Genomic DNA, 11,709 nt, shown 5'->3' on the forward strand with positions numbered 1-11,709 from the left:
TGAATTGATATGAATACTGCAAATCTGCTTCTCAAGGAGCGCCACGCCCTGATCCAACAGCGCCTGCTGGCCGATGGCCGGGTACTGGCGCCGGATCTGGCGCAGCAACTGAACGTCTCCGAAGACACGATCCGGCGCGACCTGCGCGACCTGGCTGCCGCCGGCTTGTGCAAACGGGTCTACGGCGGCGCGCTGCCATTGGCGCCGGCCACCGCACCGCTGGCTGAACGCCGCACCCAGGCGCCGCAACGCAAGGCGCGCTTGGCGCGAGCGGCTGTCACGCTGGTGAACGCAGGTAACGTGCTGTTCATCGACGCCGGTTCAACCAACCTGGCCATCGTCGAAGCCTTACCGCCGGTGCCGCTGACCGTGATCACCAACGCCGCCACCATCGCGCTGGCCTTGCTGGTGCAGCCGCACATCGAACTGATCATGGTCGGCGGCCGGGTCGATGCGCGCAGCGGCGCCAATCTGGGCGCGACAGCCTTGCGCGATGCCGAGCGCATGCGGCCGGATATTTTTTTCCTCGGCGCTTGCGGCATCGATGCCGACGCCGGGCTGACTTGTTTCAACTACGAAGAAGCCGAGTTCAAGCGCAGCCTGGCTGCAGTGAGCAGGACAGTGCTGGTGGCCGCCACCAAAGAGAAATTCGGCACGGCGGCGCCGTTTACCGTGCTGCCGGCCGCCCATCTGACACATCTGGTGCTGGAGCATGACGCCGATCGTGACCAGGCCGCCGGATTCGACCGTCAGGGCGTACAACTGCTATACGCGAATTCCAGATAACGCTGTTCCAGAAAGCCATGCCATGAATGTCATCGGTCCGAAACAACGCACTTCCACTCGCCTGGCGTTCCTCTCTGCCGGACTCGCCATGTCGGCTTGGGCGCCGCTGGTGCCCTACGTGAAAGCGCGGCTCGGTATCGGCGAGGCCGAGCTCGGCCTGCTGCTGCTGTGCCTCGGCGTCGGCTCGCTGCTGGCGATGCCGGTGACCGGCATGCTGGCGGCGCGTCTCGGTTACCGCCGCGTGGTCCTGGCCGCCGGCTTCCTTGCCGTCCTGATTCTTCCCTGTCTGTCGCTGGCGGCAACTCCGCTGCAGTTGGGTGTCGGCCTGTTTTTGTTCGGCGCCGCGATCGGCACGCTCGATGTCGCCATGAATGTGCAAGCGGTCATGGTGGAAAAAGTCAGCGGTGGCGCGCACATGTCCGGTTTCCATGGCATGTTCAGCGTCGGTGGCTTTATCGGCGCCGGTGGCATGGCCTTGTTGCTGTGGCTGGGCTTGAGCCCGCTCTGGTCCAGCGCCATTGTCGCAATGGCCGTCGCCGCCATCTTGATTGCAGCCGCACGGCATTTGCTGCGCGAGCCGGAGTCGTCCGGGGGCGGCGCACTGTTCGTGTTGCCGCATGGCGCCGTGATTTTTATCGGTGTGCTGTGCTTTATCGTGTTCCTGGTCGAAGGCGCAATCCTGGATTGGAGCGCCTTGTTCCTGACCGCCACCCGCGGCCTTGATGCCAGCAAAGGCGGCTTCGGCTACGCGGCGTTTGCCATCGCCATGACTTGCGGCCGCCTGACCGGCGATCGCATCGTCAGGCGTTTCGGCGGCAAGCGTGTGCTGCTGCTGGGCGGCTTGTGCGCTGCGGGCGGCTTCTTTGTGGCCGTCTCGGCGTCGAGCGCCGCCGTGGCGCTGATCGGTTTTGTATTGATCGGCCTGGGTGCATCGAACATCGTGCCGATCCTGTTCAGCGCCGCCGGCAAGCAGGCCGCAATGCCGGCCAGCCTGGCGATTGCCGCCATTACCACCATCGGCTATGCCGGCATCCTGGCCGGTCTGGCCTTGATCGGCTTCGTGGCGCACGCCAGCAGTTTGAATTTCGCCTTCGCCGGGCTTGGCTGCGCGTTGCTACTGGTGGCTGCCAGCGGGCATCTTGGCGCTTCCGGCAACGCTAGCGGAACTGCGCCGCGCTGATGAATTGCGAGTAGGTCTCGCACCAGATGACCACGCTGTCGTACCTTGAGAGGTCGACCGGCTGCTGCGACATGTCGACGATAAAGCGTTCGAAGGTCTTTACTTCGCCGACGCGTAATGCCCGCTCCTTGATCTTCATGAATTCTTCCTTGCTGCCCACATACTCTGACGTCAGGTAGACCTTATAGTCCGGGCCTGGCGCGATCTTGCCTTCGAAGGCGATCATCGTTTCACTGATGGCCACTGTACCTTGCGCCCAATGCAGAAAATCGCTGCCTGGCAAATCCTTTTTGAACACGGCGGTATATTTGGCCTTGCTGGCGGCTTGCGCCAGTTGCTCAGCGCTCGGGCCGTCGCCCGCAGTGAGTATCGGCAGGAAATACACGCCGGCGCCAAAACCGAGGGCGAGCGCAAACAAATGGGAAGCGAGATAAGCGAGGATTTTTTTCATGAGGTCTCCGTTGAAGATTGCATTGCTATCTTGTCTAGTCGCCAGGGATCGTGATTCCTTACACGCTGTCTGCGGCTATATGCCAATTCGGCAGGAATATCCGTCGTCCTTATTCATTGCGCGGGTCCATGCATATCTGTTTTCCGCATAAGGAGAGAAGAAAGTATTCGTTCTGTTTTCCTGGCCGTCTCATTAATCTGTATTCCTCAAAACAAAAAAACATTCACAAGGGAAGAGGATCATGTTGAAGAAAATTGTCAGATCGGTCATCGCATTCGCCCTGGTCGCCCAGAGCGCGCAATTGGTTCATGCCGCGGATTTCTCGCTGCTGAATGTGTCATATGATCCGACGCGTGAGCTGTACCAGGAGTACAACAAGGCTTTCGCCAAGTATTGGAAAGACAAGACCGGTGACAATTTGACGCTCAAGTCATCGCACGGCGGTTCGGGCAAGCAGGGGCGTTCGGTGATCGACGGCTTGGAAGCGGACGTGGTGACGCTGGCGCTGGCTTACGATATCGACGAGATTTCCGAAAAGGCCAAGCTGCTGCCGGCCGACTGGCAAAAGCGCTTGCCGCATAACAGTACGCCTTACACCTCGACCATCGTGCTGCTGGTGCGCAAGGGTAATCCGAAAGGCATCAAGGACTGGGATGACCTGGTCAAACCGGGCGTCTCAGTGGTGGTGGCCAATCCCAAGACTTCAGGTGGTGCGCGCTGGGCTTATCTGGCCGCTTACGGCTATGCGCTGAGGAAGAACAATAACGACGACGCCAAGGCGCGTGATTTCATTACCCGCCTGTACAAGAATGTACCGGTGCTGGATTCCGGCGCCCGCGGTTCCACTGTGACTTTTGCCGAACGCGGCGTCGGCGATGTCTTGCTGTCGTGGGAAAACGAAGCCTATCTGGTGGAAGCCGAATTCGGCAAAGGCAAGTTCGACACGGTGTTCCCGTCGTTGAGCATCCTGGCGGAGCCGCCTGTGGCAGTAGTGGACAAGGTGGTCGACAAGCGCGGCACCCGCAAGATTGCGCAAGCATACCTGGAGTATTTGTACTCGCCTGAAGGCCAGGAAATCGCCGCCCATAATTACTACCGGCCGATCGATCCTAAAGTCGCCGCCAAGTATGCAAGCAAGTTTCCGAAGCTGAGCCTGTTCACCATCGACGACACGTTCGGCGGCTGGAAGAACGCGCAGAAAGTGCATTTCAGCGATGGCGGCGTGTTCGACAAGATTTACCAGCCTGGCGTGAAGTAATCCATCCGATTGTATGTACCCAAATGGCTCCGCATGATGCATGTGGAGCCGGTTTCAAGATTGCTATAAATGACTATTCTGTTGTTGGCCGGTAGCCCGTCTGCTCCCTCGCGTTCTACCCGGTTATTGCATTACACAGGTGACAAGCTGGCGTTGCTGGGGCATCGCTACAGCAAGCTGGATGTGCGGGATTTGCCGGGCGATGCGCTGCTACATGCAGACTTTGGCCATCCGGCAATTCAAGCCGCGTTGGCGCAGGTAGCGGAGGCCAGCGCCGTAGTGGTGGCGACGCCGGTCTACAAGGCGGCGTACAGCGGTGTGCTAAAGGCGTTTCTGGATCTGCTGCCGCAATTCGGCCTGACCGATAAACTGGTGCTGCCGCTGGCCACCGGCGGCAGCCAGTCGCACATGCTGGCGCTGGACTATGCCTTGCGGCCGGTATTGTCGTCATTGGCGGCGCGCCACGTGCTGCCCAGCATTTATGCGACCGAGGCGCAGGTGCAGTGGTCGGAGCAGGAAGGATTGAGTCTCGACCAGAATATCTTTCAGCGGATCAGCGAAGGCGTGGAGCAATTGTCGGACAGTTTGCTGGCGCTGCAAAAAGTCAGCTCCCATTATTTCAGCCCGATTCCATTTTCACAGGTGCGATGTAGCGTATAGCCTCATCTTATTACATAGAACCCCGCTCCTGGTTTTGTAAAAACCGCTGTAATCAGTGGAGGGGGAGTGCTTTGTCCAAAAAATACAGGCCTAAGTAGAATTCACCAGAAAGCCAGCAATGACCGATTCGATTACAAAAAAACTGCATACAAGACGCCATGTGCTGGCCCTGCTGTCGGCTGTCGTTGCCGGGGCGTTTGTCGCTGGCGCGCCACAGCTGGCGCAGGCGCAAACCAAACAGGTGCTGCGCATCGGCTATCAGAAAGCGGCCAGCACGCTGGTGCTGCTGAAGGCCCACGGCACCTTGGAAAAACGGCTGGCGGCGCAAGGGATTGAAGTGAAATGGGCGGAGTTTGCCGCCGGGCCGCAATTGCTGGAAGCGCTGAATGTCGGCTCGGTCGATTTCGGCTATGTTGGCGAAGCGCCGCCTATCGTGGCCCAGGCCGCCGGCGCCGATTTTGTCTACAGCGCCTATGAAATCCCGACGCCGGAAGCTGAAAGCATTCTGGTGCCGAAAAATTCTCCGATCAAGTCGCTGGCCGAATTGAAAGGCAAGAAAATCGCTTTCAACAAAGGCTCCGACGTGCACTGGCTGGTGATCAGCCTGTTGAAGAAAGGCGGCGTCGGCTACAACGAATTCCAGCCTATCCATCTGGCGCCGGCCGATGCACGCGCTGCTTTCGAGCGCGGCGCGATCGATGGCTGGGCGATCTGGGATCCGTTCCAATCGGCCGCGATCAAGCAGGTCGATGCGCGCGTGCTGGCGAGCGGTACCGGTGTAGTGAGTCATCACCAGTTTTTCTTGAGCGCGCGTAAATACGCCGAGAAAAACCAGGCGGTGGTGAATGCGATTCTTGAAGAAGCCGGCAAGGAAGGGCAGTGGATACGCGCCAACTACAAGGAAGCGGCGGCGCAGCTGGCGCCGATCCAAGGACTGGATGCGGACGTCATTGAAGTCGGCCTCAGGCACTACGCGCACATCTACAAGCCGGTCGACAGCAAGGTGCTGGACGAGCAGCAGAAAATTGCCGATACCTTCTATGAGTTGAAGCTGATTCCGAAAAAAATATCGACGCACGATGCCGTGTTGTCTGGCAAGACCTGAGGCTGAATATCATGGCAAACACGTACATTTCCCGTCACCGCTTTTTGCAAAAAATCCGCGTAGCCTTGTTGCTGGCCGCTAGCGTTATGTTACCGCTGCAATCTTTGCACGCGCAACCGGTGGCGGATAAAAAGGAACCGGAGCAGATACGTATCGGCTTCCAAAAGAGCGCGGTCAACCTGGTTGTGCTGAAACAGCGTGGCACGCTGGAGCAGCGTTTCAAGAACAGCAAGATCGTCTGGCTGGAATTTCCCGCCGGCCCGCAGTTGCTGGAAGCCTTGTCGGCCGGTAGCCTGGATTTCGGTCTGACCGGGGACAGCCCGCCGGTATTTGCACAAGCTGCCGGCAAGGATTTGCTGTACGTCGGCGCGGAACCGCCGAAGCCGGAAAGTTCGGCGATCCTGGTGCAAGCCGCTTCTTCGATAAAGACGCTGGCGGATCTCAAAGGCAAGCGGATCGCCTTGCAAAAAGGCTCCAGCGCGCATTTCCTGCTGCTGCAGGCGGTAAAAAAGGCAGGTCTCGCATGGACCGACATCCAGCCAATCTACCTGGCGCCGGCCGATGCCCGCGCGGCATTTGAGCGCGGCAGCGTCGATGCCTGGGCTATCTGGGATCCTTACTACGGCGCCGCCGAACTGGGTTTCAAACCGCGTGTGCTACATACCGGCCTTGGCTTGTCGAACAACAATTCCTTCTACCTGGCGTCGCGCAGCTTTGCCGAAAATAATCCGGGCACGGTATTGAACCTGCTGGACGAACTGACCAAGGCCGACCGCTATGTGCAACAGAACCGCAAGGAAGTAGCGCAATTGATCGCCGATGTCAGCGGCTTGAACCTGGCTACTGTGCAGCTATTCCTGAGCCGCCGTTCCGATCCGTCGCCGACTACCGTGATTGATCCCGCCATGGTGGTTGACCAGCAACGCGTCGCCGACAGCTTCAAGGAGATCGGCCTGATTCCGCGCGCCGTCAAGGTGGCAGACATCGTCTGGTATCCGAAGAGTGCTCCTGTCGCCAGGCAGTAATAAGCACACTAAGTCAGCATCATCATTTACTAATATGGAAGCAGCCATGAACGTTTTCTGGTTTATCCCGACCCACGGCGACAGCCGCTACCTGGGCACCTCACAGGGCGCCCGTCCGGTCAACTTCGATTACATGAAGCAGATCGCGGTAGCCGCCGACACGCTAGGCTATGACGGCGTGCTGCTGCCGACCGGCCGTTCCTGCGAGGATGCCTGGGTGGTGGCGTCGAGCCTGCTCGGCTTCACCCAGCGCCTGAAATTCCTGGTGGCGATCCGGCCCGGCCTGAGCACGCCAGGGCTGGCGATCCGCATGGCGTCGACCTTCGACCGTTTGTCCAATGGCCGCCTGCTGATCAACGTGGTCACCGGCGGCGACCAGGCCGAACTGGAAGCCGACGGTTTGTTTGCCGAGCATGCAGAACGCTATGAGATTTCCTCGGAATTCCTCAAGGTCTGGCGCGGCGCCTTGTCTGGCGAAGGCGGCGTGAGCGGCTACAACTTCATCGGCAAGCACATCAAGGTCAAGGGAGCGAAGACGTTGTATCCACCGGTACAGAAACCGTATCCGCCTTTGTATTTCGGCGGCTCATCGGAGCCGGCGCACGAGCTGGCGGCCGAGCAGGTTGATGTGTACCTGACCTGGGGCGAACCGCCTGCGGCCGTCGCGGAAAAGATTGCCGACATCCGCGCGCGCGCCGCCAAACACGGCCGCACGCTGCGCTTCGGGATTCGTCTGCACGTGATCGTGCGGGAAACCAATCAGGCTGCCTGGGCTGCGGCCGAAGAATTGATCAGCCATGTCGACGACGATGTCATCGCCCGCGCGCAGGCGGCGTTTTCCAAGATGGATTCAGAAGGCCAGCGGCGTATGGCGGCGCTGCATGGCGGCCGCCGCGACAAGCTGGAAGTCTCGCCCAACCTGTGGGCCGGCGTCGGCCTGGTGCGCGGCGGCGCCGGCACCGCGCTGGTGGGCGACGCGGAAACGGTGGCGGCGCGGATGCAGGAATATGCCGATCTGGGGATCGATACCTTCATCCTGTCCGGCTATCCGCACCTGGAAGAATCGTATCGCTTCGCTGAATTGGTGTTCCCGTTGTTGGGCAAGGGCCGCGCCTCGACCGGCGAACAGGCTTTGACCGGACCATTTGGCGAAGTCATCGCCAACGGCTTGCTGCCGAAAGCATCGCAAAGTTGAAGGAGGCGAGATGAGCGTAATCATTACAAGCAACGCAGCGACTGCACCTTCGTCAACGCACAAGTCGAAAACCTCTGCGACGCAGAAGGATCGTGGCGCGCAGGTCTGGAAGGAGCGCTTGCTGCCATGGCTGTTGCCGGTAGCGTTGATATTGGGATGGGAATTCGCGGCCAAGATCGGCTGGCTGTCGAGCCGGATCTTGCCGGAGCCGTGGGCGGTGGCGCGCGCAGCCTGGTCGTTGACCGTCTCCGGGGAATTGTGGACACACGTAAGCATCAGCGCATGGCGGGCAATTTCCGGCTTTGCAGTAGGCGGCGGCCTGGGTTTGCTGCTGGGTTTGCTGACAGGGACTTTCAAGCAGGCTGAAACCCTGCTCGACACCAGCATCCAGATGATCCGCAATATCCCGGCGCTGGCCTTGATCCCGCTGGTGATCCTGTGGTTCGGCATCGATGAATCATCAAAACTTTTTCTGGTATCGATAGGCGTGTTCTTTCCGGTCTACCTGAATACCTTCCATGGCATCCGTTCGGTGGATAAAGGCTTGATTGAAATGGCCAAGAGCTACGGCCTGTCCGGCTGGCCCTTGTACCGTGACGTGATATTGCCTGGCGCTTTGCCGTCGATCCTGGTGGGCGTCCGATTCGCGCTGGGGCTGGTGTGGGTGCTGCTGATCGTTGCCGAAACCATTTCGGCGCAAGCCGGCATCGGTTACATGACCATGAACGCGCGTGAATTCCTGCAGACCGATGTGGTGCTGGTCGGGATCCTGCTATATGCCTTGCTGGGCAAGCTGGCCGACATACTGGCGCGCGGGCTGGAGCGTTATTGGCTGCGCTGGCATCCTGGTTATCAGTGAACGCGATGTATTACGAACGAGCTTTAACAAGAGTGGACCCGAACATGCAAATTGATCCTGTTGAAAATGCCGAGCTTGAAGCGACTGCCCGGCTTGGCGCCTCGGGCGAACGCGGCATTGGCATCAAAGTGCAAGCCGTCTCCAAAGCGTATGGCGGGCGGAAAGTGCTGAAGACCTTGAATGTCGACATCGCTGCCGGCGAATTCGTCGCCATCGTCGGCCGCAGTGGTTGCGGCAAGAGCACCTTGTTGCGCCTGATCGCCGGCCTGGAGCCAGCCAGCAGCGGCAGCATTGGTTTCGGCGCTGATGAACCTGAGATTCGCATCATGTTCCAGGATTCGCGTTTGTTGCCGTGGAAGCGGGTGTTGAGCAACGTCGGCCTCGGTTTGCCGCGCGCTTCGCAGGCTTCCGTCAAGGCCTTGGCCCAGGTCGGCCTGGAAGACCGGGCCAACGAGTGGCCAGCGGTATTGTCCGGCGGCCAGCGTCAGCGCGTAGCCTTGGCGCGGGCGCTGGTGCATGATCCGGAATTATTGTTGCTGGACGAGCCGCTAGGTGCGCTGGATGCCTTGACCCGTATCGAGATGCAGCAACTGATCGAATCGTTGTGGAAGACGCGCGGCTTTACCGCGGTGCTGGTCACGCATGACGTGCAAGAGGCGATTGCGCTGGCGGACCGGGTGCTGCTGATCGAAGACGGTGAAATCACGCTGGATGAGCGGATCAGCCTGCCGCGTCCGCGGACCCGCGGCAACCTGGCTTTTGCGCAGCTGGAAGAACGGATTCTGGCACGCGTATTGAAACATCCCGCGGCAGGACTGGATTCCGCGTTGGGTGATATTTCGCTGCAACGCACTGTGAACCAGGTCGGCTGGGCCATCTGATTTTTTGACGTACCTGTAATACCAAAGGAGAAACCATGAGCATCCAGGCAATTAATGTCCGCAACCAGTTTCGCGGCAAGATACACAGCATTACCGAGGATGACGTGTTATCCGCGCTAGATATCGAAACCCCTTCCGGCATTGTGTCGTCAGTGATTACCACACGTTCGGTGCGGGATCTGGGACTGGTGGTCGGATCTGAGGTGATTGCCTTGGTAAAAGCTACCGAAGTGTCGATCGCCAAGCTTTGATTTTTACAACATTCATTTATTGATTCGCATCTTTTCAGGAAAACATCATGACTATCCAAGCCATCAACGTACGCAACCAGTTCAAGGGCAAGATCAAGGCCATCATCGAAGGCATTGTCGTATCGGAAGTCGACGTCGAGACGCCGGCCGGCATCGTCACTTCGGTGATCACCACCCGTTCCGTCAAGGATCTGGGACTGGTGATCGGTACCGAAGTGGTGGCGCTGGTGAAGGCGACCGAAGTCTCGATCGCCAAGATCTGATCGCCATCCGTTCCTGTTTTGACCACGGAGAAGCCATGACCTTTCCCGCTCTGGAGCAATATCTCGCCCGCCTGCATAACGCTAGCCACAGTGGCGCTCATGACGAAGTCCGCAGCGATTGCCGGGTCTGGCTGGACGCTGACGGACGGGCTCAGGGACGATATTTCAATACCACCTTGACCAGCGTGTTCCAGCCTCTGCGGCAGATCGACGCGTTGGCGGGCAAGGGCGCCATCATCGGCTACGAAGGCTTTGCCCACAGTTACTCATCGAGCGACAACGGCTTGTATTTGTGGAAATTGCTGGATCATGCCGCCAGCGACGACGAGTCGATCGAGCTGGATCGCTTGTGCCGCATGCTGCATTCGATCAATTTCTATCGCCAGGAACAAGCGCTGGCCGGCGACTTGTACCTGAGCGTGCATGCGCGTTTGCTGGCGGCGGTCGATAGTAACCACGGCATGGCGTTTCGGCGTATCCTGAACTTGCTCGAACTGCCGCACGAGAAAATCGTGCTGCAACTACCGACCATTACCGAAAATCAGGGCTGGCTGCTGAACTATGTGCTGGACAATTACCGGCGCAATCATTTCAGGCTGGCGGTGAATGCCGACGATGTGGCGCAGGCGGCGAGCTTGCTGGAGCGGGTGCGGCCGGATGTGGTCAAGATCGATGCCCGCGGCGTCACGCATGATGAGCAGACAACGCGTTTTCTGGAACATTGCGCAGCGCGTGGGATCCAGGTGATTTTCAAGCGCCTAGAAAAAGCGCGCGACCTGGAAACGTTACAGCAACTGGCAAGGATCGCGGCGCTGCCGCTGCATGCCCAAGGTTTCTTGTGGGATTTGCCGCAAGCGGCGCTGCGTGCGTTTACGGAACCTGTAGCGCTGGGCGGAGGATTGCCGGCGGGCGGACTGCCGGCGGCGACGCTGGATACGGAAGGAAGCTGATCATGGCGACATTGTCATCGTTTCGTGTGCTGGTGGTGCCGGGGCTGTATAACAGCAGTCCGCAGCATTGGCAATCGCGATGGCAGCGGCTGTATCCGCACTTTGAGCGGGTCGAGCAGGAGCATTGGGATGCGCCGGTGCTGGAAGTCTGGTCGTCGCGGCTGCAAGAGCAGTTGCTGCGCTCGGAGCAGCCGACCCTGGCGATAGCGCACAGCTTCGGCTGCCTGACGACCATACACAGTGCCTTGAACGCGGTGCCGAACCTGGCCGGCGCATTGCTGGTGGCGCCGGCCGATCCGGATAAATTCGATGTCAGCGCGGCAGTCAGCGGACGCCTGCCGGTGCCGGCAATCGTGGTCGGCAGCCTCAACGACCCATGGATGGAAAGCGGCCGTTCCCGTCGCTGGGCGAAAATCTGGGGCGCTGAATTCATTGACGCCGGCGCTCTCGGACATATCAATGTCGAATCCAACCTGGGCGACTGGCTCTACGGCCAGTCTTTATTGCAACGCCTGGTGGCGTTATCCGCAGAATCCCGGCGGGAAGCCGGCAATGCACTTCCCGTGGCCACCCGCTAGCCGGCCCTGGGCTCCTGACCGGATCAAGCAAATTCGCCGACCTTCTTGATCACCGCCGCCCGCACCGAACCGCTGACCACAAACGATTGCGCCACGGCGATATCGTTGTGGAACCAACGATCGCCATCCAGGCAAGCCGGAATCTGACGGCGGATTTCCTGGTAGGCCGCCTGCGTGCCTTCACCCAGCACAAAGCCCGGCAACAAGTCTTCGGTCATGGTCAACGCTTGCGCCGCCAGCAGCATTTCGACGCCGATGATGTACTGC

At 59.5% G+C, this 11,709-nt stretch carries 14 protein-coding genes and 1 pseudogene; 13 read left to right on the forward strand and 2 right to left on the reverse strand.

Annotated features, from left to right (window positions below; genetic code table 11):
* The first annotated feature begins 9 nt into the window (after positions 1 to 9).
* Together ABI171_RS12950 and ABI171_RS12955 are read left to right on the forward strand one after the other, a co-directional pair.
* On the forward strand, positions 10 to 786 hold the full coding sequence (locus ABI171_RS12950) for a DeoR/GlpR family DNA-binding transcription regulator (RefSeq protein WP_348092976.1): 777 nt from the start codon (positions 10 to 12) through the stop codon (positions 784 to 786).
* Between the two features lie 22 nt (positions 787 to 808).
* Positions 809 to 1,966 carry an MFS transporter gene (locus tag ABI171_RS12955; RefSeq protein WP_348092977.1) on the forward strand — a complete coding sequence of 386 codons (1,158 nt, stop codon included), beginning with the start codon at positions 809 to 811 and terminating at the stop codon, positions 1,964 to 1,966.
* Here ABI171_RS12955 and ABI171_RS12960 read toward each other — a convergent pair.
* A complete protein-coding gene (locus ABI171_RS12960; protein WP_348092978.1) occupies positions 1,944 to 2,417 on the reverse strand; it encodes a DM13 domain-containing protein in 474 nt (157 codons plus the stop codon). The two genes, ABI171_RS12955 and ABI171_RS12960, sit on opposite strands and share 23 nt — an antisense overlap.
* 241 nt (positions 2,418 to 2,658) lie before the next feature.
* Here ABI171_RS12960 and ABI171_RS12965 point away from each other — a divergent pair, with 241 nt between their 5' ends.
* From ABI171_RS12965 to ABI171_RS13015, 11 genes are all read left to right on the forward strand, one after another.
* Positions 2,659 to 3,675 (forward strand): sulfate ABC transporter substrate-binding protein, encoded by a 1,017-nt coding sequence (locus tag ABI171_RS12965; protein ID WP_348092979.1) that lies wholly within the window; start codon positions 2,659 to 2,661, stop codon positions 3,673 to 3,675.
* A gap of 69 nt (positions 3,676 to 3,744) precedes the next feature.
* A complete protein-coding gene (gene ssuE, locus ABI171_RS12970) occupies positions 3,745 to 4,335 on the forward strand; it encodes an NADPH-dependent FMN reductase (protein WP_348092980.1) in 591 nt (196 codons plus the stop codon).
* Positions 4,336 to 4,453: 118 nt separating this feature from the next.
* Complete coding sequence (locus ABI171_RS12975; RefSeq protein WP_348092981.1) at positions 4,454 to 5,440, forward strand: sulfonate ABC transporter substrate-binding protein; 987 nt, start codon at positions 4,454 to 4,456, stop codon at positions 5,438 to 5,440.
* Between the two features lie 86 nt (positions 5,441 to 5,526).
* Positions 5,527 to 6,465, forward strand: a complete 939-nt coding sequence (locus tag ABI171_RS12980) for a sulfonate ABC transporter substrate-binding protein (protein WP_348092987.1) — start codon at positions 5,527 to 5,529, stop codon at positions 6,463 to 6,465.
* A 46-nt stretch (positions 6,466 to 6,511) separates the two neighbouring features.
* On the forward strand, positions 6,512 to 7,660 hold the full coding sequence (gene ssuD, locus ABI171_RS12985) for an FMNH2-dependent alkanesulfonate monooxygenase (RefSeq protein WP_348092982.1): 1,149 nt from the start codon (positions 6,512 to 6,514) through the stop codon (positions 7,658 to 7,660).
* A 10-nt stretch (positions 7,661 to 7,670) separates the two neighbouring features.
* Positions 7,671 to 8,519 carry an aliphatic sulfonate ABC transporter permease SsuC gene (gene ssuC / locus ABI171_RS12990; protein ID WP_348092983.1) on the forward strand — a complete coding sequence of 283 codons (849 nt, stop codon included), beginning with the start codon at positions 7,671 to 7,673 and terminating at the stop codon, positions 8,517 to 8,519.
* Positions 8,520 to 8,563: 44 nt separating this feature from the next.
* Positions 8,564 to 9,400, forward strand: a complete 837-nt coding sequence (locus ABI171_RS12995; RefSeq protein ID WP_348092984.1) for an ATP-binding cassette domain-containing protein — start codon at positions 8,564 to 8,566, stop codon at positions 9,398 to 9,400.
* A gap of 35 nt (positions 9,401 to 9,435) precedes the next feature.
* Positions 9,436 to 9,651, forward strand: a complete 216-nt coding sequence (locus ABI171_RS13000) for a TOBE domain-containing protein (RefSeq protein ID WP_038487176.1) — start codon at positions 9,436 to 9,438, stop codon at positions 9,649 to 9,651.
* A gap of 47 nt (positions 9,652 to 9,698) precedes the next feature.
* Entirely contained in the window at positions 9,699 to 9,914 is a 216-nt protein-coding gene (locus tag ABI171_RS13005; RefSeq protein WP_038487178.1) for a TOBE domain-containing protein, read from the forward strand.
* A gap of 35 nt (positions 9,915 to 9,949) precedes the next feature.
* On the forward strand, positions 9,950 to 10,864 hold the full coding sequence (locus tag ABI171_RS13010; protein WP_348092985.1) for an EAL domain-containing protein: 915 nt from the start codon (positions 9,950 to 9,952) through the stop codon (positions 10,862 to 10,864).
* 2 nt (positions 10,865 to 10,866) lie between these two features.
* Positions 10,867 to 11,442, forward strand: a complete 576-nt coding sequence (locus ABI171_RS13015; RefSeq protein WP_348092986.1) for an alpha/beta hydrolase — start codon at positions 10,867 to 10,869, stop codon at positions 11,440 to 11,442.
* A gap of 23 nt (positions 11,443 to 11,465) precedes the next feature.
* On the opposite strand, the pseudogene ABI171_RS13020 reads toward ABI171_RS13015, so the two are convergent.
* Positions 11,466 to 11,709: pseudogene (locus ABI171_RS13020) on the reverse strand (aromatic amino acid lyase); the annotation flags it as partial.

This window comes from Collimonas sp. (genome assembly GCF_039923675.1).
Taxonomy (GTDB): domain Bacteria; phylum Pseudomonadota; class Gammaproteobacteria; order Burkholderiales; family Burkholderiaceae_D; genus Collimonas.